31 protein-coding genes and 1 pseudogene are annotated in these 27000 nt (G+C 62.9%); 12 read left to right on the top strand and 20 right to left on the bottom strand.

Going from position 1 to position 27000, the window contains the following annotated elements:
• Positions 1-72: 72 nt before the first annotated feature.
• The 5 genes from ccoG to ccoN form a co-directional block, all read right to left on the bottom strand.
• Positions 73-1479, bottom strand: a complete 1407-nt coding sequence (gene ccoG, locus ACZ0AV_RS22080; RefSeq protein WP_499153001.1) for a cytochrome c oxidase accessory protein CcoG — start codon at positions 1477-1479, stop codon at positions 73-75.
• Positions 1480-1890: 411 nt separating this feature from the next.
• The gene (gene ccoP, locus ACZ0AV_RS22085) at positions 1891-2829 is read right to left on the bottom strand and encodes a cytochrome-c oxidase, cbb3-type subunit III (protein WP_499153002.1); all 939 of its coding nucleotides are present in this window, start codon (positions 2827-2829) and stop codon (positions 1891-1893) included.
• Entirely contained in the window at positions 2826-3026 is a 201-nt protein-coding gene (locus ACZ0AV_RS22090) for a cbb3-type cytochrome oxidase subunit 3 (RefSeq protein ID WP_499153003.1), read from the bottom strand. Before ACZ0AV_RS22090 ends, ccoP begins: the two co-directional genes overlap by 4 nt.
• A gap of 4 nt (positions 3027-3030) precedes the next feature.
• A complete protein-coding gene (ccoO, locus tag ACZ0AV_RS22095; protein WP_499153004.1) occupies positions 3031-3639 on the bottom strand; it encodes a cytochrome-c oxidase, cbb3-type subunit II in 609 nt (202 codons plus the stop codon).
• Positions 3639-5078, bottom strand: a complete 1440-nt coding sequence (ccoN, locus tag ACZ0AV_RS22100; protein ID WP_499153005.1) for a cytochrome-c oxidase, cbb3-type subunit I — start codon at positions 5076-5078, stop codon at positions 3639-3641. The genes ccoO and ccoN overlap by 1 nt, the downstream gene beginning before the upstream one ends.
• Positions 5079-5177: 99 nt before the next feature.
• Here ccoN and ACZ0AV_RS22105 point away from each other — a divergent pair, with 99 nt between their 5' ends.
• On the top strand, positions 5178-5873 hold the full coding sequence (locus ACZ0AV_RS22105) for an alpha/beta family hydrolase (RefSeq protein ID WP_499153425.1): 696 nt from the start codon (positions 5178-5180) through the stop codon (positions 5871-5873).
• Positions 5874-5948: 75 nt separating this feature from the next.
• Complete coding sequence (locus ACZ0AV_RS22110) at positions 5949-6335, top strand: hypothetical protein (protein ID WP_499153006.1); 387 nt, start codon at positions 5949-5951, stop codon at positions 6333-6335.
• Between the two features lie 489 nt (positions 6336-6824).
• Here the strand turns inward: ACZ0AV_RS22110 and ACZ0AV_RS22115 are convergent, their stop codons facing one another.
• The 8 genes from ACZ0AV_RS22115 to ACZ0AV_RS22150 form a co-directional block, all read right to left on the bottom strand.
• Positions 6825-7160 carry a 5-carboxymethyl-2-hydroxymuconate Delta-isomerase gene (locus ACZ0AV_RS22115; protein ID WP_499153007.1) on the bottom strand — a complete coding sequence of 112 codons (336 nt, stop codon included), beginning with the start codon at positions 7158-7160 and terminating at the stop codon, positions 6825-6827.
• Between the two features lie 263 nt (positions 7161-7423).
• Positions 7424-7729 (bottom strand): SoxR reducing system RseC family protein, encoded by a 306-nt coding sequence (locus ACZ0AV_RS22120; RefSeq protein ID WP_164090986.1) that lies wholly within the window; start codon positions 7727-7729, stop codon positions 7424-7426.
• Positions 7730-7810: 81 nt separating this feature from the next.
• Complete coding sequence (locus ACZ0AV_RS22125; protein ID WP_499153008.1) at positions 7811-7972, bottom strand: DUF2986 domain-containing protein; 162 nt, start codon at positions 7970-7972, stop codon at positions 7811-7813.
• A 39-nt stretch (positions 7973-8011) separates the two neighbouring features.
• On the bottom strand, positions 8012-8440 hold the full coding sequence (locus tag ACZ0AV_RS22130) for a GNAT family N-acetyltransferase (protein WP_499153009.1): 429 nt from the start codon (positions 8438-8440) through the stop codon (positions 8012-8014).
• A gap of 17 nt (positions 8441-8457) precedes the next feature.
• On the bottom strand, positions 8458-8997 hold the full coding sequence (locus ACZ0AV_RS22135) for a GNAT family N-acetyltransferase (protein WP_499153010.1): 540 nt from the start codon (positions 8995-8997) through the stop codon (positions 8458-8460).
• Positions 8994-9320 (bottom strand): hypothetical protein, encoded by a 327-nt coding sequence (locus tag ACZ0AV_RS22140; protein ID WP_499153011.1) that lies wholly within the window; start codon positions 9318-9320, stop codon positions 8994-8996. The genes ACZ0AV_RS22135 and ACZ0AV_RS22140 overlap by 4 nt, the downstream gene beginning before the upstream one ends.
• A 35-nt stretch (positions 9321-9355) precedes the next feature.
• Positions 9356-9694, bottom strand: coding sequence for a DUF6966 domain-containing protein (locus ACZ0AV_RS22145; protein ID WP_499153012.1), 339 nt, complete (start codon positions 9692-9694; stop codon positions 9356-9358).
• Positions 9695-10102: 408 nt separating this feature from the next.
• Positions 10103-10507 (bottom strand): hypothetical protein, encoded by a 405-nt coding sequence (locus ACZ0AV_RS22150; RefSeq protein ID WP_143024620.1) that lies wholly within the window; start codon positions 10505-10507, stop codon positions 10103-10105.
• 162 nt (positions 10508-10669) lie between these two features.
• Between ACZ0AV_RS22150 and ACZ0AV_RS22155 the strand changes: the two genes are divergently transcribed.
• Positions 10670-10807 carry a hypothetical protein gene (locus ACZ0AV_RS22155; protein ID WP_499153013.1) on the top strand — a complete coding sequence of 46 codons (138 nt, stop codon included), beginning with the start codon at positions 10670-10672 and terminating at the stop codon, positions 10805-10807.
• A gap of 222 nt (positions 10808-11029) precedes the next feature.
• Here ACZ0AV_RS22155 and ACZ0AV_RS22160 read toward each other — a convergent pair whose 3' ends face one another.
• From ACZ0AV_RS22160 to acnA, 3 genes and pseudogenes are all read right to left on the bottom strand, one after another.
• Positions 11030-11947, bottom strand: a complete 918-nt coding sequence (locus tag ACZ0AV_RS22160) for a methyl-accepting chemotaxis protein (protein WP_499153426.1) — start codon at positions 11945-11947, stop codon at positions 11030-11032.
• A gap of 324 nt (positions 11948-12271) precedes the next feature.
• A pseudogene (locus ACZ0AV_RS22165) lies at positions 12272-12595 on the bottom strand (PAS domain-containing protein); the annotation flags it as partial.
• Between the two features lie 267 nt (positions 12596-12862).
• The gene (acnA, locus tag ACZ0AV_RS22170; RefSeq protein ID WP_499153014.1) at positions 12863-15601 is read right to left on the bottom strand and encodes an aconitate hydratase AcnA; all 2739 of its coding nucleotides are present in this window, start codon (positions 15599-15601) and stop codon (positions 12863-12865) included.
• Between the two features lie 248 nt (positions 15602-15849).
• Between acnA and rlmM the strand changes: the two genes are divergently transcribed.
• Both rlmM and tusA read left to right on the top strand, forming a co-directional pair.
• Positions 15850-16905: a 23S rRNA (cytidine(2498)-2'-O)-methyltransferase RlmM gene (gene rlmM, locus ACZ0AV_RS22175; protein WP_499153015.1), complete on the top strand. Its 1056-nt coding sequence runs from the start codon at positions 15850-15852 to the stop codon at positions 16903-16905.
• Between the two features lie 49 nt (positions 16906-16954).
• Positions 16955-17197, top strand: a complete 243-nt coding sequence (gene tusA, locus ACZ0AV_RS22180) for a sulfurtransferase TusA (RefSeq protein ID WP_499153016.1) — start codon at positions 16955-16957, stop codon at positions 17195-17197.
• A 187-nt stretch (positions 17198-17384) separates the two neighbouring features.
• Here tusA and ACZ0AV_RS22185 read toward each other — a convergent pair whose 3' ends face one another.
• Positions 17385-18776 (bottom strand): MATE family efflux transporter, encoded by a 1392-nt coding sequence (locus tag ACZ0AV_RS22185; RefSeq protein ID WP_499153017.1) that lies wholly within the window; start codon positions 18774-18776, stop codon positions 17385-17387.
• Between the two features lie 165 nt (positions 18777-18941).
• Here ACZ0AV_RS22185 and pdxB point away from each other — a divergent pair, with 165 nt between their 5' ends.
• Positions 18942-20093 (top strand): 4-phosphoerythronate dehydrogenase PdxB, encoded by a 1152-nt coding sequence (gene pdxB, locus ACZ0AV_RS22190; RefSeq protein ID WP_499153018.1) that lies wholly within the window; start codon positions 18942-18944, stop codon positions 20091-20093.
• 12 nt (positions 20094-20105) lie between these two features.
• On the opposite strand, the gene ACZ0AV_RS22195 is transcribed toward pdxB, so the two are convergent.
• The gene (locus ACZ0AV_RS22195) at positions 20106-20279 is read right to left on the bottom strand and encodes a PA1571 family protein (protein WP_499153019.1); all 174 of its coding nucleotides are present in this window, start codon (positions 20277-20279) and stop codon (positions 20106-20108) included.
• Positions 20280-20458: 179 nt separating this feature from the next.
• Here ACZ0AV_RS22195 and ACZ0AV_RS22200 point away from each other — a divergent pair, with 179 nt between their 5' ends.
• On the top strand, positions 20459-21028 hold the full coding sequence (locus ACZ0AV_RS22200; protein ID WP_499153427.1) for a DUF1287 domain-containing protein: 570 nt from the start codon (positions 20459-20461) through the stop codon (positions 21026-21028).
• A 60-nt stretch (positions 21029-21088) separates the two neighbouring features.
• On the opposite strand, the gene ACZ0AV_RS22205 is transcribed toward ACZ0AV_RS22200, so the two are convergent.
• A complete protein-coding gene (locus ACZ0AV_RS22205; RefSeq protein ID WP_499153020.1) occupies positions 21089-21376 on the bottom strand; it encodes a DUF3509 domain-containing protein in 288 nt (95 codons plus the stop codon).
• Between the two features lie 114 nt (positions 21377-21490).
• Complete coding sequence (locus ACZ0AV_RS22210; protein ID WP_499153021.1) at positions 21491-21712, bottom strand: hypothetical protein; 222 nt, start codon at positions 21710-21712, stop codon at positions 21491-21493.
• Between the two features lie 447 nt (positions 21713-22159).
• Between ACZ0AV_RS22210 and dnaX the strand changes: the two genes are divergently transcribed.
• The 5 genes from dnaX (at position 22160) to ACZ0AV_RS22235 (ending at position 26965) form a co-directional block, all read left to right on the top strand.
• A complete protein-coding gene (gene dnaX / locus ACZ0AV_RS22215) occupies positions 22160-24226 on the top strand; it encodes a DNA polymerase III subunit gamma/tau (RefSeq protein ID WP_499153022.1) in 2067 nt (688 codons plus the stop codon).
• 17 nt (positions 24227-24243) lie between these two features.
• Complete coding sequence (locus tag ACZ0AV_RS22220) at positions 24244-24570, top strand: YbaB/EbfC family nucleoid-associated protein (protein ID WP_042555660.1); 327 nt, start codon at positions 24244-24246, stop codon at positions 24568-24570.
• Positions 24571-24733: 163 nt separating this feature from the next.
• A complete protein-coding gene (recR, locus tag ACZ0AV_RS22225; protein WP_499153023.1) occupies positions 24734-25333 on the top strand; it encodes a recombination mediator RecR in 600 nt (199 codons plus the stop codon).
• 175 nt (positions 25334-25508) lie between these two features.
• Positions 25509-26021: a sigma-70 family RNA polymerase sigma factor gene (locus tag ACZ0AV_RS22230; RefSeq protein ID WP_499153024.1), complete on the top strand. Its 513-nt coding sequence runs from the start codon at positions 25509-25511 to the stop codon at positions 26019-26021.
• Positions 26018-26965, top strand: coding sequence for a FecR domain-containing protein (locus tag ACZ0AV_RS22235; RefSeq protein WP_499153025.1), 948 nt, complete (start codon positions 26018-26020; stop codon positions 26963-26965). The genes ACZ0AV_RS22230 and ACZ0AV_RS22235 overlap by 4 nt, the downstream gene beginning before the upstream one ends.
• The last annotated feature ends 35 nt before the right edge of the window (positions 26966-27000 follow it).

Here is a 27000-nt window from a genome sequence, read left to right on the forward strand (position 1 = left end):
GCCGGCGATGGCCTTGCAATCGTGATGGTGGACAAAAGAGCGCTGTCCACCCTGCGCGAGCCTGCCGTTCCTCTATCTCACGCTCGGCCCGATAAACCGGCTGCTGGCGTCGTCGTGAATGCGCGCGTCATCGCTGGCGCGGATGCGGAAGGTGACTTCGTTGGTACTCGACGGCAGCTTCTCGGCGTCGATGGACAGCTCCACCGGGATTGCCAGCACTTCGCCGGCCAGCGCGCGGACTTCGCGGCGGCCTTCGTATACCAGGCCATCCAGGCCATCGGCCTCGATGCGGTAGGCGATGTCCTGCTGCGCCTTGTTCATGACCTTCAGGGTGTAGACGTTTTCGATCCGGCCCTGCTCGTTCTCCCGATACAACACGCGGTCCTTGAGCACGTCCAGTTCCACCAGCGGGCGCGTGTGCAGGGCCCAGGCGAATACCGCGAACATCGCCAGCAGCGCCGCCGCATAACCAATCAGGCGCGGGCGCAGCAACCGGGTCTGCTGACCGGACAGGTTGTGCTCGGTGGTGTAGCTGATCAGTCCGCGCGGGTAGTTCATCCTGTCCATGATGCTGTCGCAGGCATCGATGCACGCCGCGCAGCCGATGCATTCGATCTGCAGGCCGTCGCGAATGTCGATGCCGGTCGGGCAGACCTGCACGCACAGCGTGCAGTCGATACAGTCGCCCAGGCCCCGGGCCCTGTAGTCGGCAGTTTTCTTGCGTGCGCCGCGGGCTTCGCCACGGCGCGGGTCGTAGGACACGATCAGGGTGTCCTGGTCGAACATCACGCTCTGAAAGCGCGCGTACGGGCACATGTGGATGCACACCTGCTCACGCAACCAGCCGGCATTGCCGTAGGTGGCAAGCGTGAAGAAGCCGATCCAGAACAGTGCCCAGCCGCTGGCTTCGAAGCTGACCAGTTCGCCGAGCAGTTCGCGGATCGGCGAGAAGTAGCCGACGAAGGTAATCGCAGTGATCAGCGAAACGCCCAGCCAGATGCCGTGCTTGGCGATACGGCGCAGAAACTTGCCTGCGCTCATGGGCGCCTTCTCCAGCTTCATGCGCTGGTTGCGGTCGCCCTCGGTGACCTTTTCCGCCCACATGAAAACCCACGTGAACACGCTTTGCGGGCAGGTATAGCCGCACCACACGCGGCCGGCGAACACGGTGATGAAGAACAGCCCGAAGGCGGCGATGATCAACAGCGCCGAGAGCAGCGCGAAGTCCTGCGGCCAGTAGGTGGCGCCGAAGATGTGGAATTTGCGCGCCGGCAGGTCCCACCATACCGCCTGGTGACCGTTCCAGTTCAGCCACAGGGTGCCGAAGTAGAGGATGAACAGCAGGGCGCCACCGGCCCGCCGCAGGTTGCGGTAGAAGCCGCTGAACGCACGGGTGTGGATCTTCTCGCGTGCAGCATAAAGGTCGACGGTGTCGCTTTCGGCAGGCGATACGTTCTTGATGGGAATCTGTTGGCTCATCGAGGGCTACCACAACGGTTGGTCGGGCATGTCGCGACCGATACGTGCCGGTCGGGATCGTCCGCTGCGCTAGCTGGTGTGGCCGCCCGCCGCAGCGATCAGGCCAGGGGATGGTAAATGGGGTGCCTGAAGCGCGCCCTGACCTGGATCAGTGCAGGCAATGTTTCCCTGGTGTGGGCCGCGCCGATGTCCAGAACCCATTGATTATCGGGGCGCGCTGTGCACGGTTGCAGGGACGCAATGCGTCCAAGAAAGCGTCCCACGCGAGCCTGGAAACGGGCTGAAGGCATCGGCAGGGTTCCTGGGTTTCGCTTCGCTCAACGCCAGGCTACGGGGTGCGCTGTTCGCGTTGGTAGCCTGGGTAGAGCGAAGCGAAACCCGGGAGCGGGCCTTCCAGGCATCACTTCACGCTTACTTGCTAACGTCGCCCGCCGCCTTACTGCGGCTCAGGCTCATTACATAAGCAGCAAGCAGGTGCACCTTGTCGTTGCCCAGGTATTGCTCCTGCGCCGGCATCTGGCCGTTACGGCCATAGCGAATGGTCTGCTGCAATTGCGCCAGGCTCGCGCCATAGATCCAGCCGCCCGGTTGGGTCAGGTCGGGTGCGCCCAGCACTGCCATGCCGGTGCCGTTCGGGCCGTGGCAGGCCACGCAGGTGCTGCCGAACAGCTGCTTGCCTTGTTCAAGGTCGGCGTTATTGCCCTCGGGCAGCGGCAACCTGGCCAGGCCATTGCGCACGAAGGCGGCGACGTTGCGTACGCCATCGTCACCCAGAGCATTGCCCCACGCTGGCATGGCGCCGATGCGACCATTCAAGATAGTGGTCTTGATGGTCTCGGCCTCGCCGCCCCAGCGCCAATGCTGGTCGGTCAGGTTGGGGAAGCCCACCGCGCCCTTGGCGTCGGAGCCGTGACAGATCGAGCAGTAGGTCGCGAACAGCCGGCCACCCATCTTCAGCGCCTGCTCGTCCTGGGCCACTTGCTCCAGCGACATGGCCGAGTATTTGGCGAAGATTGGCCCATAGTCGGCGTCGGCCTTGGCCACTTCGCGCTCCCACTGCGCCACTTGCGTCCAGCCGTCGTCATAACCCGGCAGCAGGCCCTTGAAATTGCCCAGCCCTGGGTAAAGCGCCAGGTAGCCGGCGGCGAAGATCAGCGTGCCGAGAAACAGCAGGAACCACCAGCGTGGCAGCGGGTTGTCGTATTCCTCGATGCCATCGAAGGAATGGCCCAGGATCTGGTCGGTGGTGTTGTTGCGTTCCCCCTTGCGCGTGGCGAACAGCAGCCAGAACAACGCGACCAGGCTGCCGAGGGTCAGCAGCGTGATGTACCAGCTCCAGAAAGTGCTCATGGGGTGTCTTTCCTCACTGCTGCTTTGTTGGGTTCATCTGCGTCAGGTTCATCGGCGAAGGGCAGGTTGGCCGCCTCGTCGAAGGCCTTGGCGCGCCGGCTGCTGTAGGCCCACAGCGTCACGCAGGTGAAGGCGATCAGTACCAGGGCGGTACCGATGCCGCGCAGCGTGCCGATGTCGATAACGTCGAAAAGCATGGGGTCACCTCTTGTTCTTCAAGGCCGTGCCGAGCACTTGCAGGTAGGCGACCAGGGCGTCCATCTCGGTCTTGCCCTTCACCGCGGCGCTGGCGCCGGCGATGTCGTCATCCGTGTAGGGCACGCCCATGAAACGCATGGCCTCGAGCTTGGTGGCGGTGTCCTTGCCATCCAGCACGTTCTCGACCAGCCACGGATAGGACGGCATCTTCGATTCCGGTACAACATTGCGTGGGTTGTAGAGGTGCGCGCGATGCCACTCATCCGAGTAGCGTCCGCCCACCCGAGCCAGGTCCGGGCCGGTGCGCTTGGAGCCCCACAGGAACGGGTGGTCCCACACGCTTTCCCCGGCGACCGAGTAATGGCCGTAGCGCTCGGTCTCGGCGCGGAACGGGCGGATCATCTGCGAGTGGCAGCTGACGCAACCTTCCTTGATGTACACATCACGCCCTTCGAGCTGCAGCGCGGTGTAGGGCTGCATGCCGGCGACCGGCTCGTTGACCACGTCCTGGAAGAACAGCGGGACGATCTGCGTCAGGCCGCCAATGCTCACGGCGAACACCATCAGCAGAGCCATCAGGCCGACGTTCTTCTCGATGATTTCGTGTCTCATCAGTGGGTTCTCTCAACCGAATACAATGCGGCGGCTTCCAGCTCGGCCGGCTTGCTGGCGCGCACGGTCTGCCAGGTGTTCCAGGCCATCACCAGCATGCCGGCGAAGAAGATGCCGCCGCCGATCACCCGCACCACGTAGCCGGGGTGGCTGGCTTCCAGCGCTTCGACGAAGGAATAGGTGAGCGTGCCGTCGCTGTTCACCGCGCGCCACATCAGGCCCTGGGCGATGCCGTTGACCCACATCGAGGCGATGTACAGCACGGTGCCGATGGTGGCGAGCCAGAAGTGCGCGTTGATCAGGCCGATGCTGTGCATCTGCTCGCGGCCGAACACCTTGGGAATCATGTGGTACAGCGAACCGATGGAGACCATGGCGACCCAGCCGAGGGCGCCGGCGTGCACGTGGCCGATGGTCCAGTCGGTGTAGTGGGAGAGGGCGTTGACGGTCTTGATGGCCATCATCGGGCCTTCGAAGGTCGACATGCCGTAGAACGCCAGGGAGACGACGAGAAAACGCAGGATCGGGTCGGTGCGCAACTTATGCCAGGCACCCGAGAGGGTCATCATGCCGTTGATCATGCCGCCCCAGCTCGGCGCCAGCAGCACCAGCGACATCACCATGCCCAGGCTCTGCGCCCAGTCCGGCAGCGCGGTGTAGTGCAGGTGGTGCGGGCCGGCCCAGATGTACAGGGTGATCAGCGCCCAGAAGTGCACGATCGACAGGCGATACGAATACACCGGGCGCCCGGCCTGCTTGGGCACGAAGTAATACATCATCCCCAGGAAGCCGGCGGTGAGGAAGAAGCCCACCGCGTTGTGGCCGTACCACCACTGGATCATCGCGTCGGTGGCGCCGGCATACAGCGAGTAGGACTTGGTCAGCGAGATCGGCACTTCGAGGTTATTGACCACGTGCAGCAGCGCCACGGTGAGGATGAACCCGCCGAAGAACCAGTTACCGACATAGATGTGGCTGACATTGCGCTTGATGATGGTGCCAAAGAACACGATCGCGTAGCTGACCCAGACGATGGTGATGAGAATGTCGATCGGCCATTCAAGCTCCGCGTATTCCTTGGAGCTGGTGTAGCCCAGCGGCAGGGTGATGGCCGCCAGCACGATCACCAGTTGCCAGCCCCAGAAGGTGAATGCCGCCAGCCTGGGCGCGAACAGCGTGGCCTGTGAGGTACGCTGTACCGCATAGTAACTGGTGGCGAACAGGGCGCAGCCGCCAAAGGCGAAGATCACCGCGTTGGTGTGCAGCGGCCGCAGGCGGCCGAAGCTGGTCCAGGGCAGATCGAAGTTGAGCCACGGCCAGGCGAGCTGCGCCGCGATGAGCACGCCGAGCCCCATCCCGACGATGCCCCACACCACCGTCATGATGGCGAACTGACGAACCACCTTGTAGTTGTAGGCGGAACTGGTTGTTGTGTTCATGTCTGGGTTTCCATCCACGGTTATGGCAGATCATCTGCAGCCCCCACGCGGATCGGAATGAGCGCACGGTAACAGAGGGCTTTTATGAGCGAGGCAAGCATGCGAGAAGGGCAGCGAAGCGGTATTGACGCCGGTCAACAGGCGCAGGGAAGTGCAGCCGCAGGGCTGCTGTGGGATCGGCCAGCGGGCAACAGCCTGGCCACCTTGATCCTCGCCCACGGCGCGGGCGCGCCGATGGACAGCGACTTCATGAACCTCATGGCATGCAAGCTCGCCGCGCGTGGCGTAACGGTGGTGCGCTTCGAATTCGCCTACATGGCCGCGCGCCGCGAAGACGGCAAGAAACGCCCACCCAACCCCCAGGCCAAGCTGCTCGAGCGCTGGCGCGAGGTGCATGCCGCCGTGCGGCAACAGGTCACCGGGCCGCTGGCCATTGGCGGCAAATCCATGGGCGGGCGCATGGCCAGTTTGCTCGCCGACGAGCTGCAAGCTGATGCGCTGGTCTGCCTGGGCTACCCATTCCACGCCATCGGTAAGGCCGACAAACCCCGCACCGCCCACCTGGCCGACCTGAAAACGCCAACCCTGATCGTGCAGGGCGAACGCGACGCCATGGGCGACCGCCACACCGTGGCGAGCTACCAGCTGTCACGCACCATCGAATTGTTCTGGCTGACCGCGGGCGACCATGATCTGAAACCGCTGAAGGTGTCGGGTTACAGCCATGAGCAGCACCTGCAGTCGGCGGCGGATGCCGTGGCAGCATTTCTGGCGCAGGGCGTTGCAGGCCGCTGAAGCGTGGCGTGTTCGGCAGCCGGGTGACGAGCGATTGGGTAGGATCGATCTGGTGAAGATGAACAGGGCAAGGGAATGCACTATCGGGATGTACTGGCGCTTCACCGCAATGCGCAACGTTTCAAGCGTTGGGCGATGTGGTCGGCGGTTTTGCTGTGCTGCATTCTGCTGTTCAGCAAGAACACGTGGTACCTGACCGGCGTGCCCGCCAACCCAGCTTCCATTGAAATGATGAAAGACTACGTGCGAGGTGCCGGCGCCGACCCCGAATCGCTGATTCTCAGCGACCACCATGGCACCTGCGGAACGTTCAGCTACATCGCCCGCGATGGGAAACGTACAACGCCTCTAGGCTTCGTCGCTATTCCCGGTAAGGGCGTGTCGCTGAGCCTATTCAGTGCCGAATGGGACAGAAGCCCCTGCGCTGGGGCTCGGTCATTCCGCAAGTCGCTGGACCAATGACCCATCCGTAGAAGCCGTGCCCTCGCGGCGAATAACCCAGGCAACGCCGATATCGACGGTCGACCGAAATCGAATCGCGCCGAGGTCGAGGCTCCTACGCGGTGCTGTCGATGCTCGCTTCCGTTGGCCGCTGCCACAATGCAGGCAGCGGTCGCTATCTGCAGTCGAATTGTAGGAGCTGCGCCCCCGCGGCGAATAACCCAGGCACTGCCGATATCGACGGTCGACCAAAATCGAATCGCGCCGGGGTCGACGCTCCTGCGCGGTGTTGTCGATGCTCGCCTCCGTTGGCCGCTGCCACAATGCAGGCGGCCGTCGCTATCTGCAGTCGAATTGTAGGAGCCGCGCCCCCGCGGCGAATCCCCAGGCGATGCCGGTATCGACGGTCGACCAAAATCGCATCGCGCCGAGGTCGACGCTCCTGCGGGATAGGCGGGTGTCTAGCCCGAATCGTTTACTCAGACAAGCGCGGCCCGCAATGCAGATCGTTTATCCGGTCACCTTCGCATAGCTGGCGCGGTCGATGTCCACCATCTCGACGGTCAGTGAGCAGCCCGGCTGCTCCAGCTTCTGCAGATGCGTCAGCACCGACTGCGACAGCACCTGCTTTTGCTGCGGGGTGCGGCCCGACAGGATTTTTACGGTGACATGCACGAAGTCGGCTTTCTCTGGGCCGGTCAGGTAATGCTGATAAGCAATCGACCTCGCCTTGATATCCCTCCCATCAGCCTCGAATAGTCCTGACTGCAAAGTGCCGGCAAACACGGACGCAACCAAAGGCTCGCCATTCAGCGAAGTCGAATGTTCGATGATGCAATGAGGCACAGCGTTCTCCTAAAAGTAGTCATGGGGCCAGCTTGGTTTCGTAGAGCGGAGCGGTGCGCTAGCTGATGCTTAATTCGCCCACCGCTTTGATATCTCGATGATGGACGAAAAAGCATCAGCCAGCCTGTCGCGTCAGCTGACCTGTAGGAGTCGCGCCCCCGCGGCGAATCGCCCAGGCAACGCCGATATCAAAGGTCGACCAAAATCGCATCGCGCCGAGGGCGACGCTCCCACGCGATAATCTGGCGCCGAGCCCGAATCGTTTAGTCTGATAACCGCTGTCCGCAATGCAGACAATTGGCTGTCGCCGGATCATGGCGATCACCGGCAACGCTATCTGCCTTGTTATGCGGCGACTCACCGCAGCCAGGGCAGGCATAACGCGACAGCGCCTGGTGCTGCCGATACAAACGCAACAGCAACCCGCCAATGACCGCTGCCAACGCGACCAGTAGCTCGGTCGCGGGGCTGAACATCGCGAACACGAACAGCGCAATGACCAACACGGCGAGCAGCGATTCGAGAAAATCGACGTGCTTGCGCAGGTGGTTGTAATCATCCTGATTCATACGCGGCATCCCTGTCGTTATGGCCGATCCTGCAGAGCCTTGCCTAAAAAATGACCAGCAAATCGATAGCGCTGTTCCAGCTTATTCGACGGAGGGTGTCGGCTCCAGGTCCTGCTCCGCAGCCAATTTCAAGCGGTCCGCTTTGCTGACGTACTTGGGCTTGCTGCTTTTGGGTGCCAGCTTGGCGTTGGCCTTTTTCGCGTGGGCCTCCAGCAACTGCTTGATCTTCTTGCGGCGATTCATGGTGCTACCTGCGTCTCGATCGGTGGTTTGGTGTGTGGCTCAGCCTGCGGTTTTCGTCAGCCCCATGCCCTGGCTTGCCGGTGCCGTCAGCGCAAAGCCGAATTGCTGATAGAGGCGATACGCCTCACCGTCGGCGATCAAACTGACGTACGCGGATTCTGGCACCTCGCGAGCGATGTAATCGCTGATTGCGCCCATGATCATCTTGCCCAGGCCACGTCCTTGATGGGCCGGCAGCACGGCGATATCCACCACCTGATAGAACGAGCCGCCGTCACCGATCACCCGGCCCATGCCGACCGGCTCGCCAGCGCATAGCACCTGAACGGCGAACAGGCTGTTGGGCAGGCCACGGCTTGCCGCTTCGACGGTCTTGGCGCTCAGCCCGGCTGCAGTGCGCAGATGGCGATAGATTTCCACCGACGGAATGGCGTGCACGATGGCGTAGGCAGGGGCATTTTCGGTCATGGGAGAAGCTCCTGAAGTCACTGCAGTGCTGCAGCTGGCGTGTGCCAGCTCAGCAGCAGTGTCTGGCTGCCGTCGCCTTCTGGCAAGCTGTCGATAAGCGTCATGCCAGCCTTGCTCAGCACCCGCCGGGAAGCGGCATTGTCCGGCGCGACGGTGGCGATGATCTGCGTCAGGCCCAGCTTTTGGGCTGCATAGGGTAGCAGGGCGCACACCACTTCGCTGGCATAGCCATAGCCCCAGTGCTCGCGGGCGAAGGCGTACTTCACCTCGGGTTTGTCCTGATCATCCGGGTGCACCAGCCCGCAAAAGCCGATCACCGCGCCGCCGTCGCGCAAGGTCACCGCGTACATGCCATAGCCGCGCTGCCGGTAATTGTTCGCTGTCACCTCCAGCCAGTTGGCGGCCTGTTGCTGGGTCAACGGCACGCCGTCGCCGACCCAGCGCATGGCCTCTGCATCGCCGTAGATCCGCAGCAGCGGCTCCAGGTCATCCGGCATCCAGCGCCGCACCAGCAGGCGCTCGGTCATCAGCACGAGCGTGCCATCGAGTTCCTTCACGGCTTGTCGCCCTGTGCTGTGCGGTAGCGCGCCAACAACAACGGCAAGGCCTTCTCGCGCCAGAAGACCAGGCTGATTCCACCCGACGACATGCCACCATGGCTATGGCGTTCGACGAACACCGACGACTGCTCCGCGCATGGCGACAAGCCAACCAGGCGCTCGAAGGTGGCATCGAGAGTTTCGGCCAGCTTTGCCTCGCTTGGCGGAAGTGGCAGGGCGCCCAGCGCTTCGCTCATTTCCTGCCACAGATAGGGGTCGCCACGCAGGCCCCACTGGATGGGCTCAGGCTTGAATAGGTCGGATAGGGTAGTGGCGGACATCGATTCAGGTGATCTCCTGTGGTGTACGCGTGAAGTCAGTCAACGTCGGTGGCGTTGCGCAGCCTTATCGCCCGGGCCGCTATATAGACGCGGTTCGACGCCTCATCCAGCAACTCCATGCCGACAATGAAGCGGCCATTTTGCCACGGTGCGTAATCGTTGAAGCTGCCCATGCCGCCGTAAACGGACATCACTGAGCGCGCCAGGCCTGTCAGCTCATCGGCATCGTAACGGCTGCCCGCCAGCGCTCTGGCAGTCGACAGGCAATTGCGGAAATGCGTGCCCCAGTGGCTATCGGGGTCAAGGGCGAGAATCTCGGTGAGCGCCGCGAGGTGAGCGATCAGTTCGTTCAGCTGGGTTTGCGGAGTGGTCATGATGCGCCGGGAGGTGAGGGTCTGTATCGAGCGAAGAGTATGCCTCAGGCGTTCTACGATGAGGCTCCACCTCATGATAAATACCATGTAGGTATCGGCGGGCCGGTGCTGTCAGCCAGGTCAAGAGCATGGCCGATGGTAGGTGGCGTGGTTGACCAGATGGAAGATCGCTACTTCACGGTTCAGCATGCCCTGCTTGCATCCACGAAAACAAAGCGAATAGGCTCCTGAAGTTGCGCAGGTACAAGGCCTTCAAGGTACTCAGCTTAGTAGGGTGGACGACGCTTTATCCGTCCACCAATTCAGAGTGCAATGGTGGATGAAAAGAGCGTCATCCACCCTACTTGCTAAGCTAAGGGGCAGGCTTCGCCTGTCCCAGCGAATGAAATGAGCGACTTCAGCGCCCTGTTAGGCATGTGTGCTATTGGTTCTATTTTGTTCTTTAATACTATAGAGATATAGAGCTGCCAGTGTAATTAAGAACATTCGCTCTGGCGTTGGTGGTGTAAATATATTGATGGCAGGGCCAAAGAAAATTAGTTCCATTGTGCCTGCTGCGCCAAGTAAAGCGGCCGTAACGTATACGTGCAATGTGAACCTTGATTTTCTTATGACAAGAATCCCACCAATAAATACTGCTATCTGAGCAGCGGTGAGTGTCATAAGATTCAGGATGTTAAAATCACCATTTCTTACGCTAGAAAAGCCGATATATTTTAGCCACGCCGTTAACTCCAGGAAAGTGAAAATTCCGTATGAGAGGGCGGCCAAGTTAAATATTTCTAACGATTTACTTTCTGATTTTAATGTCATGTGTATCCCGTTGTGGTGTTTTTGCCTAACTATAATTAGACGACATTGCTGTCGCATAAGATCCGACAGCATGTCGGATAACGTTCCTTGTTGTGGCGTATTTTCTTGCCTAGTGTGAGCTAGGTCGCGGTAAGCGCGACATCACTCAGGGAGCAATACGACATGGATGACGGCAAGCCAAAATTGATGGTGCAGGTGCGCGAGCAGATTCGGGTGAGAAATTATTCGATTCGTACTGAGTCTGTCTACGCCGAGTGGGTGAAACATTCGCGGTGCGTTAGCGGTGAACAGCCTGCTTGACCGGTAGAGGGAGGTTTCGCTGTGGGGGCGCAGACAATAAAAAGCCCCCGCACATGGAGTGGTGGATGTACCTGTGGAAGCCAGAAATAGATTGATTTGACTATCTTTGTCTCATAGAGCTGGCTTATTTGGCCCCAGTTTTTATTGAATATTTCCAAGGCGAAAAATCCTTTGATCAGCACGCCACGTTCAAGAGTCCTTAAATAAAGTCTGGCTGGGGCCTCAACGATTAAACCGCGCCACCAACGAATACTGCCCCTGCGCCGTACTGGTCAACTCTTCACTCAACAACGCCGTACTCTGCGCCTCGCCTGCGGTCTGGTCGGAGAGTTGGGCGATGGTGGTGATATTGCGGCTGATTTCGTCGGCCACGGCGCTTTGTTCTTCGGCGGCGGCGGCGATCTGGTCGGCCATTTCGGCGATGTTGGCGACGGCGTCGCTGATGCCGGCGAGGGCGTGGTCGGCCTGTTGTACGCGTTCGACGCCTTCGTCGGCCTGTCTGCGGCCGATGTCCATGGTCAGTACCGCTTCATCGGCGGTGCGTTGCAGTTTGGCGATCAGTTCGTGGATCTGCCCGGTGGATTGGGCGGTGCGCTGGGCGAGGGAGCGCACTTCATCGGCGACCACCGCGAAGCCACGGCCCATCTCGCCGGCGCGTGCGGCTTCGATGGCGGCGTTGAGGGCGAGCAGGTTGGTCTGGTCGGCGATGCCTTTGATCACATCGACCACGCCGCCGATCTCGTTGCTGTCTCGCGCCAGGCGGGTGACGGTTTCGCCGGTTTCGCCGACCGAGAGAGACAGGCGCTGGATCGCTTCGCGGGTTTCACGGGCGATGGTGCGACCTTGCTGGGTGAGGCTGTTGGCTTCCTGAGTGGCGATGGCGGTGCGTGCCACGTTGTTGGCAACTTCCAGCGTAGTGGCGGCCATTTCGTTGACGGCGGTGGCAACCTGGTCGGTTTCTTCGCGCTGGCGCTGCAGCCCGGCGGAGCTGTTGTGGGCCAGCACGTCTGCCTGGGTGGCTTGTTTGGCGAGGTTTTCGGCGCTGTCCTGCAGGCGCGTGAGGCAGGTTTTCAGGCGCGCTTCCTGGCTTAGGATGGACAGCTCCAGACGGCCTTCGACGCCACGGCTGTCGGTGTACATCTGCGCGATCAGCGGGTCGGAGGTGCTCTGTTCGGCCAGTTGCAGCAGGCGCTTGATGCCACGGCCTTGCCAGGCCAGGCCGAGTAGGCCGAGGGGAATCGACAGCGCAGCGGCGGCAATGAAGCCCCAGGTGCTGTCCAGCCAGGTGCCGACCAGAAAGCCGACCTGGCTGACCAGGATGAACGGCAGCCAGTTCTGTAACACCGGCAGCCAGCGGTCAAGGCTCGGCACGGCGGCCTTGCCTGCGTTGATGCGGCCGTATAGCGCCTGAGCGCGCTGCACCTGTTCGGTGGTGGGTTTGCTGCGCACCGACTCGTAGCCGGTCACCTTGCCGCCATCGAGCACCGGCACCACGTAGGCGTTGACCCAGTAATGGTCGCCGTTCTTGCAACGGTTCTTGACGATGCCCATCCACGGCCGGCCGTTCTTGAGCGTGGCCCACATGTGTTCGAACACGGCGGGCGGTACATCAGGGTGACGCACCAGGTTGTGCGGGGCGCGTATCAACTCGTCTCGCGAGAACCCGCTGATGTCGACGAAGGCGTCGTTGCAGTAGGTGATCTGGCCTTTGAGGTCGGTCGTCGAGATCAAACGCTGCTGCTCTGGAAAAGTGCGCTCGTTCCCGGTGATCGGCTGGTTGTTACGCATGGCATCTACCCTGATGATTTTTTGATGTGTCGCGTGCGCGCGGCAGGGCTTGAGTGTAACTGGAATTAGGGGTGGATCACATTTTGGCGCCGGTAATACGGCAGTCCGTTCGTAGGATTGTGCAATGTTGGTGCGTAATTACGGGTTGTTCAGGTTCAGTTCACATGTTTTGAAGGGCATAAAAAGCCCGGGTGTCGCTTCGCTCGACCCAGGCTACGGTGATCGCATGCAGGGCGCCGCGTCCTTGCGGCGGCCTTTGCAGGCGGCTTAGCTTGCGATCAGCTGGCGCAGCACGTAATGCAGGATGCCGCCGGCCTTGAAGTATTCAACCTCATTGAGGGTGTCGATACGGCAGAGCACTTCGACGCTCTCTTGCTTGCCGTCCGGGTAAACGATTTCCAGCATCAGCGGCATGTGCGGGCGTACTTCCACGCCGTCCAGGCCTTTGATGGAGAGCGTTTCCTTGCCGGTCAGGCCCAGGCTCTTGCGATCGGTGCCTTCGCTGAATTGCAGCGGCAGCACACCCATGCCCACCAGATTGGAGCGGTGGATGCGCTCGAAGCTTTCGGCGATCACCGCCTTGACGCCAAGCAGGTTGGTGCCCTTGGCGGCCCAGTCACGGCTGGAGCCGGTGCCGTATTCCTTGCCGGCGATCACCACCAGTGGCGTGCCTTCTTGCTGATAGCGCATGGAGGCATCGTAGATGTCCAGCTTCTCGCCGCTTGGCACGTGCAGGGTGACGCCGCCTTCTTCGCCGTCGAGCATTTCGTTGCGGATGCGGATGTTGGCGAAGGTGCCGCGCATCATCACTTCATGGTTGCCGCGGCGCGAGCCGTAGGAGTTGAAGTCGCGCGGCTCGACACCTTGTTCGCGCAGGTAGCGCCCAGCCGGGCTGTCGGCCTTGATGTTACCGGCCGGGGAGATGTGGTCGGTGGTCACCGAGTCGCCGAGCAGGGCCAGGATGTTGGCGTTCTGCACGTCACCGATGTGCGGTGGCGCATCGGCGATGCCTTCGAAGAACGGTGGATGCTGGATATAGGTGGAATCGTTCTGCCAGGTATAGGTATCGGCTTCGGGCACGGCGATGGCCTGCCACTGCTCGTCACCGGCGAACACTTCGGCGTATTCCTTGCGGAACATGGCGGTGTCGACCTTCTGCACGGCCTCGGCGATCTCCTTCTGGCTCGGCCAGATATCGCGCAGGTACACCGGTTTGCCGTCGCGGTCTTCGCCCAGCGGCTCTTCGGCGATATTGATCCGCACGCTGCCAGCCAGCGCGTAGGCGACCACCAGGGGCGGCGAGGCCAGCCAGTTGGTTTTCACCAGCGGGTGCACGCGGCCTTCGAAATTACGGTTGCCGGAGAGCACCGAGGCGACGGTCAGGTCATGCTCCTGAATGGCTTTCTCGATCGGGTCCGGCAGCGGGCCAGAGTTGCCGATACAGGTGGTGCAGCCGTAGCCGACCAGGTCGAAACCCAGCTTGTCGAGGTACTCGGTCAGCCCGGCAGCCGCAAAGTACTCGGTCACCACCTTGGAGCCGGGGGCCAGCGAGCTCTTTACCCAAGGCTTGCGCTGCAAGCCTTTCTCCACGGCCTTCTTGGCCAGCAGGCCGGCGGCCATCATCACGCTCGGGTTGGAGGTGTTGGTGCACGAGGTGATCGCAGCGATCACCACGGCGCCGTCGCTCAGCGGGTAGCGATGGCCGTCCATTTCATACTGTATTTCGTTCTGCGCGGCATTGCCGACCGCTACACCGCCACCGCCTTCACTTTCCAGGCGGCCCTCTTCCTTGCGGCCGGGCTTGAGTTGCAGGCCGAGGAAGTCGTCGAATGCCTGGCTGACGTTCGGCAGCGCGACGCGGTCCTGGGGGCGTTTCGGGCCGGCCAGGCTGGCTTCGACGCTGCCCATGTCCAGTTCCAGGCTGTCGGTGAACACCGGCTCGCTGCCGGCGTTGCGCCACATGCCTTGCGCTTTGGAATAGGCCTCGACCAGCTTGACGGTCTCTTCGGGGCGGCCGGACAGGCGCAGGTAGCCCAGGGTGATTTCGTCAACCGGGAAGAACCCGCAGGTGGCGCCATATTCCGGCGCCATATTGGCGATGGTGGCGCGATCCGCCAGGGGCAGCTCGGCCAGGCCATCGCCGTAGAATTCGACGAATTTGCCGACCACGCCTTTCTTGCGCAGCATCTGGGTGACGGTGAGCACCAGGTCAGTGGCGGTGATGCCTTCCTTGAGCTTGCCGGTCAGCTTGAAGCCGATCACTTCGGGAATCAGCATGGACACCGGCTGGCCGAGCATCGCCGCTTCCGCTTCGATGCCGCCTACGCCCCAGCCGAGCACGCCGAGGCCATTGATCATGGTGGTGTGCGAGTCGGTGCCGACCAGTGTGTCGGGGTAGGCGTAGGTCACGCCGTCCTCTTCCTTGGTCCACACGGTGCGGCCCAGGTATTCGAGGTTCACCTGATGGCAGATGCCGGTGCCCGGCGGCACCACGCTGAAGTTGTCGAAGGCGCTCTGGCCCCAGCGCAGGAACGCGTAGCGCTCGCCGTTGCGCTGCATTTCGATCTCGACGTTCTCGCCAAACGCTTCGGGGGTGGCGAACTTGTCGACCATCACCGAGTGGTCGATGACCAGATCGACCGGCGACAGCGGGTTGATCTTCTGTGGGTCGCCGCCGGCCTTGGCCATCGCGTCGCGCATGGCGGCGAGGTCGACCACCGCCGGCACGCCGGTAAAGTCCTGCATCAGCACGCGGGCAGGGCGGTACTGGATCTCGCGGTCGGAGCCGCGCTTGTGCAACCAGTCGCTCATGGCCTGCAGGTCGTCGCGGGTGACGGTCTTGTCGTCTTCCCAACGCAGCAGGTTTTCCAGCAGCACCTTGAGCGACACCGGCAGGTTGTCGATGTTGCCGAGTTGCTTGGCGGCGTCGGGGAGGCTGAAGTAATCGTAGGATTTACCGTCCACGTCCAGTGTGCGGCGGCAGTTCAGGCTATCGATGGAAGGCATCGTGCATCTCCTTGTGGCTTGCACGGTACAAGCCGTTCTGGTTGTGGCAGAGGCTCTGTCCGGCTCTGCGCGAGGATTCCTCTTTGGACCGTTTTTGCGGCTTGCGATAAGCCGTCGTCCGATCATGCGCCTGGCGTGTGACGCCTGCGTAGCGGAGCCGGAAAATGCCGGGAATCTGTTCACTGGACAGGGGGCAGGCGCCGTGGGTTCCAGTTTTCGCTATCATGCGCGGCCCAAGGAGAGCCCCGATGAATACTTTGTTGCTGCACTGCCGCCCCGGTTTCGAAAACGAGGTGTGTTCGGAAATTTCCGAGCATGCGGCGCTGCTCGATGTGCCTGGTTATGCCAAGGCCAAGCCGAATACTGCCTGTGCGGAGTTCATCTGCAATGACGAGGAAGGCGCCGAGCGATTGATGAAGGGGCTGCGTTTCAGCCAACTGATCTTCATCCGCCAGTGGGCACGGGGCGGCTTCATCGACTTGCCCGAGAAGGACCGCATCAGCGTGCTGCTCGAGCACCTGGCGCCGCTACCGGTATTCGGCAGCCTGTGGCTGGAGGTGCTGGACACCAACGATGGCAAGGAGCTGTCCGGCTTCTGCAAGAAGTTCGAAGGCCCGCTGCGCAAGGCGCTGACCGTCGCTGGCAGGCTGGTGGAGAACGAGCGCGCGCCACGCCTGCTGCTGACCTTCAAGAGCGGCCGCGAAGTGTTCCTGGGCATGGCCGAGGCGAACAATTCGGCAATCTGGCCAATGGGTATTCCACGCCTCAAGTTCCCCCGCGAGGCGCCCAGCCGCTCCACACTGAAGCTCGAAGAGGCCTGGCACACCTTCATTCCTCGCGAGCAGTGGGATGAACGCCTGTCGGACGAGATGACCGGTGTCGATCTTGGCGCAGCGCCAGGCGGCTGGACCTACCAACTGGTTCGCCGCGGCATGCTGGTGACCGCCATTGACAACGGCCCTATGGCCGAGAGCCTGATGGACACCGGCCTGGTGCAGCACCTGATGGTTGATGGCTTCACCTGGAAGCCCAAGCAACCGGTGGACTGGATGGTCTGCGACATCGTCGAGAAACCGGCGCGCAGTGCGGCGCTGCTGGAAACATGGATCGGCGAGGGACATTGCCGCGAAGCGGTGGTCAATCTCAAGCTGCCGATGAAGCAGCGCTATGCCGAAGTGCGGCGGTTGCTCGAGCGCATCGCCGATGGCCTGGCGGCGCGCAAGGTCAAGGTCTCCATCGCCTGCAAACAGCTTTATCACGACCGCGAGGAAGTGACCTGCCACCTGCGGCGGTTGAGCAAATAAGGCGGTGTACCGCCAAGCTCGTTATTGATTCGATACTGCGGAGCCCCTGATGCTGGATTCAACACCCGATGACACCCTCGACGCGACCGGGCTGTTCTGCCCGGAGCCGGTGATGATGCTGCACAACAAGGTGCGCGACCTGCCGGCTGGCGGCCTGCTCAAGGTGATCGCTACCGACCCGTCGACGCGCCGCGATATCCCCAAATTCTGCGTGTTTCTCGGCCACGAGCTGGTCGAGCAGGCGCAGGACGCCGATACCTACCTGTACTGGATTCGCAAGAAGGCTGACTGAAGAAGGAGGCTGGGATTTTCCCGGGTATCGCTTCGCTCAACCCAGGCTACGGGTGGATTCGCAAGAAGGCTGACTGAGGAAGGCGATTGGGAGTTTTCCCGGCTATCGCTTCGCTCAACCCAGGCTACGAGATGGTTGCTCCGTAGCCTGGCGTCCAGCGCAGCGACACTCAGGTCGGCAGCCCCGATCAGCACGCCTGGCTGGCCGCTCGACTCAGCTGAATCCGCCGCCCGGCGCTGCGCTTGAGGCGCAACATGAGCATCAGCGCGGCGCAGGTAAGGCCGGCGATCAATCCTTCCCACAGCCCGGCGGGGCCGCTGGCGGGGCCGAGCAGGTCGGTAAGGCCGAGCACGTAGCCGACCGGCAAACCGATCCCCCAATAGGCGAACAGGGTCATGATCATCGTCGCGCGGGTGTCCTGATAGCCGCGCAGAGCGCCGGCAGCGGTCACCTGAATGGCATCGGAGAACTGGAACAGCGCGGCATATACGATCAGGCTCGCCGCCAGGGCAATCACCTCCGGCGCCGGCGTATAGATCTGGGCGATCTGTTCACGCATCAGCAGCATGCCGCTGGCCGATACGCAGGCGTAGGCGAGCGCCGTCACGATGCTCACGCCTGCCGCGAAGCGCGCCTCACGCGGCTCGCCCCGGCCCAGTGCCTGGCCGATGCGCACCGTCGCGGCCATGCCGATGGAGTAGGGGATCATGAACACCAGCGAGGCAAAGTTCAGGGCAATCTGGTGGCCTGCCACCACGGTCGCACCCAGGCCGCCAATCAGCAGGGCAATCACCGAGAAGATGCTCGATTCGGCAAACACCGAAATGCCGATTGGCAAGCCGATACCCAGCAGCCGTTTGATCGGCGGCCAGCGTGGCGGCTCGAAGCGCTGCAGCGGCGTGGTGTCTTTATAGATGGGCGCGCGGCGCACCCACCAGACCATGCTGAGCAGCATGAACGCCATGCCCATTGCCGTGGCCCAGCCACAACCCACGGCGCCCAGAGCCGGCAGGCCGAGCTTGCCGTAGATCAGCACGTAGTTGAACGGGATATTCACCAGCAGGCCGAGCAGGCCGATCACCATGCTCGGGCGCGTACGGCCAAGGCCGTCGCTGTAGCAGCGCAGCACATGAAACAGCGCCACGCAGGGAAAGCCGAACGCCACACCACGCAGGTAGCCCATGGCCGGTTCGATCAGCGCCGGGTCGACGTTCATCAGGTGCAGCACGAACTCGGCATTCCACAGCGCCGCGCCTGCCAGGCTGCCGACCACCAGCGCCAGCCACAGGGCCTGGCGCACCAGCGGGCCGATTTCCCCACGCTGCCCGGCGCCGAAGCGCTGCGCCACCTTGGGTGTGGTAGCCAGCAGGATGCCGGTCATCAGCAAAAACACCGGCACCCAGATCGAGTTGCCCAGCGCTACGGCGGCAAGCGCCTGCGCGCTGAAGCGACCGGCCATCACCGTATCGACGAAGCCGATCGCGGTGTAGGCCAGTTGGGCAATGATGATCAGGGTGGCCAGAGCCAGCAGAGCGCGCAACTCGGTGCGCACGCGCTGTAGGCGAGGGTGGGCAAGCATGATGGTTCCGCAGGGCGTGGAAAACCGCACAGTCTACGCGCTGACGGATCGGTCAGGAAAGGCGCCCGTGGCCCGTGCTTTGGTCAGGGTTTTGCCAGGCAGTATCGCGGGCCTCCTCCAGGCCCTGCATCCGGTTAGAATGCGCGCCTGATTGCGGAGATCTCCATGCGCATAGTCGCCGATGAAAATATTCCCCTGCTCGATGAGTTCTTTGCCGGTTTTGGCGAGATTCGTCGCTTGCCCGGGCGGGCAATCGACCGTGCCTCGCTGGGTGATGCCGAGCTGTTGCTGGTGCGTTCGGTGACGGACGTCGACCGAACGCTGCTGGAAGGCAGTCAGGTGCGTTTCGTGGGCACCTGCACCATCGGCACTGACCACCTGGATCTCGACTACCTTGCTGCCGCGGGTGTCGCCTGGAGCAGCGCGCCGGGCTGCAATGCCCGGGGCGTGGTCGACTACGTGCTGGGCAGCCTGCTGGTGCTGGCCGAGCGTCTGGGTGCTGACCTGGCAGCGCGCACGTATGGCGTGGTGGGGGCCGGGCAGGTCGGTGAGCGTCTGGTGCGCGTGCTGCGCGGGCTGGGCTGGCGGGTGCTGGTCTGTGATCCACCGCGTCAGCGTGCAGAGGGCGGCGACTATGTCGACTTGCAGCAGATCGTCGAGCAGTGCGACGTGATCAGCCTGCATACGCCCCTGACGCGCGACGGGGAGTTCGCCACCCGCCACCTGATCGATGCGCAGCATCTGCAGCGCCTGCGCCCTGGCGCATGGCTGATCAACGCCAGCCGCGGTGCGGTGGTGGACACACAGGCGTTGCGTGAGCATCTGCAGCAGGGCGCCGAGCTGCACGCCGTGCTGGATGTCTGGGAAGGCGAGCCGCTGGTCGATCCGGCGCTGGCCGCACTGTGCCACATCGCCACGCCGCATATCGCCGGCTACAGCCTCGATGGCAAGTTGCGTGGTACTGCGCAGATCTACGAGGCGTTCTGCCGTTACCAGGGCCTTGCACCAACGCTGTCGCTGAGCGTCCTGACGCCCGAGCGCTGGCTGCCAAGGCTTGGCATTGCCGCTGGCAGCGATCCGGGTTGGGTATTGGCTGCCCTGTGCCGAGTGGTTTACGACCCCCGCCGCGACGATGCCGACCTGCGGCGTAGCCTGGTGGCGGATGAGCAGGCGCGCAAGGCCGGCTTCGATCAGCTGCGCAAGCAGTATCCGGTGCGCCGCGAACTGGAAGGGCTGGACGTCGAACTGCTGGGCAGCGACGAGCGGCTGCATGCGCTGATCACGGCGCTTGGAGCGCGCGTGATCAGCGCCGGCTGACTGCCGCGCAGGTCAGGACGGATTTTCGTCCCCTGGTTTCACCCATTGCTTGTCCAGTTCGCTGCAAGCTTGCTGGATCATGCTTTCGGTGATCGGAATCTCCCGGCCGCGCGGGTCGATCACCGCGCCATGGTTCGTTTCCGACTGCGCACTGTCAATGGCGTGTTGCTCGTCAGGGCTGCTCATTGTGGTTTCCTCATCAGGTGTTCGCACTGTCTGCCGGCATGAACGCCTGGCGACGTTATCTGGCGATGGGGGGCATCCCAATATGGCTTCGACCTTGCCCAAGCATACTGTCGCAAAAAATTACCGGATAATGAAGAGCGTCCGTCGAACGGTTTTGCTGTGAAGGGAGAGCATGCGTGCTGAGATCATTGTTGCTGCTGGGCTGCCTGCTGAGCCTGCATGCAGTTGCCGTGGAGCCGGCAAAGCTGGCGAGTGCGGCCCGTGAGCAGGTCGGTGTGACCCTGTCCTACGATCCTGCCTACCGGCGGCTCGACTACCCGGGCGGGGATGTGCCGATGAACACCGGTGTCTGCACCGACGTGGTGATTCGCGCCTTGCGCCTGCAGGGGTTGGACCTGCAGAAAGCCGTGCATGTGGACATGGCGGCAAATTTCTCTGCCTACCCCAGGCAGTGGGGGCTGAGCCGTACCGACCGCAACATCGACCATCGCCGGGTGCCCAATCTGATGACCTGGTTCCAGCGCCAGGGCATGGCACTGGCGCTCAGCCGGGAGGCCCGCGATTATCACCCGGGCGATATCGTCACCTGGGATCTGGGCCGCGGCCTTACCCACATCGGTATCGTTTCCGATCGCCTGTCGGCGGCTGGCGAGCCGTTGATCCTGCACAACATCGGCGCCGGCACTCGCGAAGAGGCCATCCTGTTTCGCTTTACCGTGATTGGCCACTACCGCTTCGCGCCTGGCTAGGCCCAGAAACGACAAAGCCCTGCACCGGTGAGGGTGGCAGGGCTTCGTGTCGAACAGGTCTCAGGCGTGGTGGTAGCTGATGACGCTGTCCTGTTCCTTGAGCATCTTGCGCATGTCAGCCGGAATGTTGCCGGCTCTCACGGCGAGCTCGAGGCGAATATCTTCGAGGCTTTGCGCGAAGGCATTGGAATCGTTGAGCTGCAGCTTCTGCAGTACCCGGCTATAGGCGGTGGTATCGGCTTCATCGATCAGTGAAAGGACGATGCTGCCATCCGGGCGAGGCCGACTGAAGGTGGCGCGTAGGGGGGCGAATAGCTGGTCGACAAGTTGTCGATTACTATTTTCCATTGACGAACTCCAGTTGAAGTATGAACACCTATGAGTGACTGGGATTCATTTAGTTCGACGATGGCCGCAATTTCGCTCCATTAAACGTGATGTTGTTTGCAAATGACTCAGCAATCAGCGACGCAGCGCCTGGCGGGTGCGCTCGATGACGCCTTTCAGCGAGTCATCACAGTACTGGCCTGGGTAGAGGCGCTGGCTGTGCTGGGCGACGCCGGTGTGGTCGACCACGGTAAAGCTGAAGCTGCCTTTGCGGGCGGCCAGGATGTGGCAGGCCAGGGGCGCGAACGCATTGGACAGGGTATGGATGGCGGCCTGAATCTGTTGGTTGGTATTCATAATCGGTGTTTCCTGATACTACGGGCGCATGATCGCGCCATATAAAGAGGGCTCCGGGCATTGGCTCATGCCAATGGGATTGAATGATCGGAGCGGACTGCGCGCTTTTAAGTTCCACCTTTAAAAAGGGCGGAATCTAGAGCGGGTCTGTACGTCGGAAGGCTGGCGAAGGTCGCCGCGTGAGCGGGAAGGCCAGATCAGTCAGCGGAGGGGGTCTTGGCAGCTATGCGTGCATCGTGTGGATGCCGATTGCCAGGAAACCATCGGGAAGGCCCAGGGGCCGGATGACTTGCAGCGTGGTACGAACGGAACCGACTATACGCGGCTGTATAAAATTTAGCCAGCCCGCGTGCCAATCTTTTTCAGGTCCGCTGATCGGCGTCGCACTGATTACCTCATTTGAGCTAGCATTAGCCCTCTTTTGCTTTCCTCTGGCGACGGTTTTCAATGAGTTATCAGGTTCTTGCACGCAAATGGCGCCCGCGTTCGTTTCGCGAAATGGTCGGGCAGACCCATGTGCTGAAAGCGCTGATCAACGCTCTCGACAGCCAGCGCCTGCACCACGCCTACCTGTTCACCGGTACCCGCGGCGTGGGCAAGACCACCATTGCGCGCATCATCGCCAAGTGCCTGAACTGCGAAACCGGTATCAGCTCCACGCCGTGCGGCACCTGTTCGGTGTGCCGGGAGATCGACGAGGGCCGTTTCGTCGACCTGATCGAAGTGGATGCCGCCAGCCGTACCAAGGTCGAGGACACTCGCGAGTTGCTAGACAACGTGCAGTACTCGCCAAGCCGCGGGCGCTTCAAGGTCTACCTGATCGACGAAGTGCACATGCTGTCGACCAGCTCCTTCAACGCGTTGCTCAAGACGCTCGAAGAGCCGCCGCCCCACGTCAAGTTCCTGCTCGCCACCACCGACCCGCAGAAACTGCCGGTCACCGTGCTGTCGCGCTGCCTGCAGTTCTCCTTGAAGAACATGCCGCCGGAGCGTGTGGTCGAGCACCTGACCCACGTACTGGGCGCCGAAAACATTCCCTTCGAGGACGATGCGCTGTGGTTGCTCGGCCGCGCCGCCGACGGTTCCATGCGCGATGCCATGAGCCTCACCGACCAGGCCATCGCCTTTGGTGAAGGCAAGGTGCTCGCCGCCGATGTACGCGCCATGCTTGGCACGCTCGATCACGGCCAGGTGTATGGCGTGCTGCACGCGCTGATCGAAGGTGACGCCCGCGGCTTGATCGAGGCCGTGCGCCAGCTCGCCGAGCAGGGCCCGGACTGGAGCGGCGTGCTGGCGGAAATGCTCAACGTGCTGCACCGCGTGGCGATCGCCCAGGCGCTCCCTGATGCCGTGGACAACGGTCAGGGTGACCGTGATCGGGTGCTCGCGCTTGCCGAGGCATTGCCGGCCGAAGATGTTCAGTTCTACTACCAGATGGGCCTCATTGGCCGCCGTGACCTGCCGTTGGCGCCGGACCCGCGGGGCGGCTTCGAGATGGTGCTGCTGCGCATGCTGGCGTTCAGGCCGGCAGGTGAGGCCGCCGCGCCGAGGGTGGCGCTAAAGCCATTGGGGATCAGCCAGGCCAAGGCTGATCCCCGGACAGCACCGGTGGCCGAGGCAGCGTCAGCTGCGTCGCCAACTGTTGTCAGTCCCGCAGCCCAGCCAGCCGCGCCAAGCCAGCCGGCGGCGGCCGCCGCCTTGTCGCCTGCTGCTGAGCCGGCGCCCGTTGCGCCCGTATCGTCCGCCGCCACGCCAGCGGTGACCCCGCCCTGGGAGGAAACACCTGTCGCGCCGCCAGCCCCGGCGCCCGCGCTTGTCGAGCCTGCCGCAGCAACTGGTGAGGCACCTCGCCAGGCGGTGCCGGCGCCACAGGCAAACGAACCGGCCAGGGCACCCGAGCCCGAGCCGGAGATAGCCCTGCCAGTGCCCGAGCTCGCCGACGTGCCGGTGATCGACAGCAACGACCTGAACCCGCCTGACAGCGATGACGAGCCGCCGCCTGGCGACTACGACTACGTGGCGATGGACGCCGAGAATCTCGACTACGATTTCGAACATGCGCTGGCCGACGACCAGCCCGAAGCCGAGCCCGAGCCGGCCAGTGCACCGGCCACCGGCCTGGCAGCCGAATGGCTCGAGCTGTTTCCGAAGCTGGGCCTGGGCGGCATGACTGGCAGCATCGCCGCCAACTGCAGCCTAATCGCGGTGGATGGCGACAAGTGGTTGCTGCATCTGGATCCGGCCCACAGCGCGCTGTTCAATGCTACTCAGCAGCGCCGCCTCAACGACGCGCTGAACGCCTACCACGGTCGCGAGCTGCAACTGGACATCGCACTCATCAAGCCCGAGCAGGAAACCCCGGCCCAGGCTGCGGCGCGCAAGCGGGCCAACCGCCAGCGCGAGGCCGAAGCGTCGATCCACAATGATCCGTTGATCCAGCAGATGATTTCCCAGTTCGCCGCCTCCGTGCGTGCGGGCAGCATTGAACCCGTCGATACCGTCGTTAATCCCTGACTACCGAGGACAACATCATGATGAAAGGTGGCATGGCCGGCCTGATGAAGCAGGCACAGCAGATGCAGGAAAAGATGCAGAAGATGCAGGAAGAGCTGGCGAACGCCGAGGTGACCGGGCAATCCGGCGCTGGCCTGGTCAGCGTGGTGATGACCGGCCGGCATGACGTCAAGCGTGTCAGCCTGGACGACAGCCTGATGCAGGAAGACAAGGAAATCCTCGAAGACCTGATCGCCGCGGCCGTCAACGACGCCGTGCGCAAGATCGAAGCCAACAGCCAGGACAAGATGTCCGGCATGACCTCCGGGATGCAGTTGCCGCCTGGCTTCAAGATGCCGTTCTAAAGCCGCTTCCTTGTGGGAGCGGGCCATACGCACGATTCGCGGGTATGGCCCGCTCCGTAGGATGGGTGAAACCCATCAATCGTCGATGGGTTTCACCTGCGCGGCCCGACCCATCCTACGGCCTGTTTCACCTTCCCGCTTTACCCTCTTCGAGCGCTTGCACATGAGCTTCAGCCCCCTGATTCGCCAACTGATCGATTCGCTGCGCATCCTGCCGGGCGTCGGGCAGAAGACTGCCCAGCGCATGGCCTTGCAATTGCTCGAGCGCGACCGTAGCGGCGCAACGCGCCTGGCCCAGGCCCTGAGCCAGGCCATGGAAGGTGTCGGCTACTGCAAATCGTGCCGCAGCCTGAGCGAGGACGAGCTTTGCCAGATCTGCCTGGACCCGCGTCGCGACGACAGCCTGCTGTGCGTGGTCGAAGGGCCGATGGATGTGTTCGCCGTGGAGCACACCGGTTTTCGGGGGCGCTACTTCGTACTCAAGGGCCACCTCTCGCCGCTCGATGGGCTGGGGCCGGAGGCCATTGGCATTCCCGAGCTGATGGTGCGTATCGAGGCGGGCCAGTTCAGCGAAGTGATCCTGGCCACCAACCCGACCGTGGAGGGTGAAGCGACTGCGCATTACATCGCCCAGTTACTGGCCGGCAAGGGGTTGGTGGCTTCGCGCATCGCCCACGGCATGCCGCTCGGCGGTGAGTTGGAGTTGGTCGATGGCGGCACCCTGGCCCACGCGCTGGCAGGGCGACGGCCGATCAACATCTGACTCACCTGGCGATCATTCCATGGCCTTGGCTTGGCCGCAGCGGTACCCGGTGCATCGCGCCCTGGCTCGTTAAGGTCAGCTCGGCTGGTGAGGCGGCACGCGACGAATTTCTGTAATTTGCTTCTGAGAAGCATTACCATTCGCGGCGTTTCCAGGTGCGGTGGTGGTGTGCTCGATGTCGCTTGTTTCCTCTCAGCAATCTCTCCAACAGTTGTACCGCGAGCACAGCGGCTGGCTGAACGGCTGGCTGCGCAAGCGCCTGGGTTGCGCTGAAAACGCCGCTGACCTGGCCCAGGACACCTTCATGCGGGTGCTCGCCAAGCAGCGCGAGCTGCCCACCCTGCGCGAGCCGCGTGCCTACCTGTCGACCATCGCCCACTCGCTGTTGGTCAATCATTGGCGCCGCCAGGCCATCGAGCGTGCCTACCTTGAAGCACTCGCCCTGCAGCCGCAGCAGCATGCGCCATCGCCGGAGGCTGCCGAGCTGATCATCGAGACCCTGCTGGCCATCGACGCCATGCTGCTGCGCCTGCCGGCCAAGGTGCGCGAGGCGTTCCTGCTGTCGCAGCTGGACGGCCTCACTTACGCCACCATCGCCGAACGTTTGCAGGTGTCCGAGCGCATGGTGAAGAAATACATGGCGCAGGCGATGCTGCAGTGCCTGTTGCTGACGCAGGCGCACGCGTGACCACCGACCATGCCGCCCTGCAGGAGGCGGCCGACTGGTTCGCGACCCTCGCCGACCCACCGGTCAGCGACCAGCAGCGCCAGGCGTGGCGGCAATGGCTGGCCGCGCGGCCCGAACATGCGGTGGCCTGGCAACGGGTAGAAGCCGTCAGCAGCCAGTTCGCCCGTTTACCTGACGACGTTCGCCGCCAGGCCGTTGGTCGGGCGCTGCGCGGTGCCGCTCGCGGCCGCCGGCAGGTCCTGGCGCTGCTGGTCGCCCTCGGCGGTGCCGGCATGCTCGCCCTGGCTGGTGGCAGCCGGCAGGGGCGAGCTTGGCTGGCCAGCGAGCGAACCGGCACTGGGGAAATCCGCGACACACGCCTGGCCGACGGTACGCACCTGTGGCTGAGCAGCCGTACGGCGGTGGAGATCGACTACAGCCTGCGCCTGCGCCGCCTGCAGCTGTTGCAGGGTGAGGTGCTGGTCGACACCGCCCGTGATCCGCGCCCGCTGGTGGTCGATGCGCTGCATGGCCGTCTGCAGGCGCTGGGCACCCGCTTCAGCGTGCGTGAAGGGCAGGGCTTCACCCAGCTCAGCGTGTTCGCAGGTGCAGTGCGCATCGAGCCCGCCAGCGGTGCGCCAGCGCAGGTAGTGCCGACAGGCCGCCAGGTGCGCATCGGCCACGCCGGTATCGCCGCCAGCGAGCCGGTTGCGCTGGCCCGCGAGGCCTGGAGCCGTGGCGTACTGCTGGCCGACAACCGGCGCCTGGCCGATTTCATCGACGAGCTGGCCGAGCACGTGCCCGGCTATCTCGGTTGCGACCCGCGAGTCGCCGAGCTGCGTCTGGTCGGTGCTTACCCGTTGAACGACCCTGGACGCATCCTGGCCGCGCTGGAGCGCAGCTTGCCGGTTCGCGTCAATCGCCGGCTGCCCTGGTGGGCGACCGTGGAGCCGCTACAAGGCTGAGGGCTAAATAATCCTGCCTGGTCAGGCTGTGTGAA

The organism is Pseudomonas sp. AC532 (genome assembly GCF_979258965.1).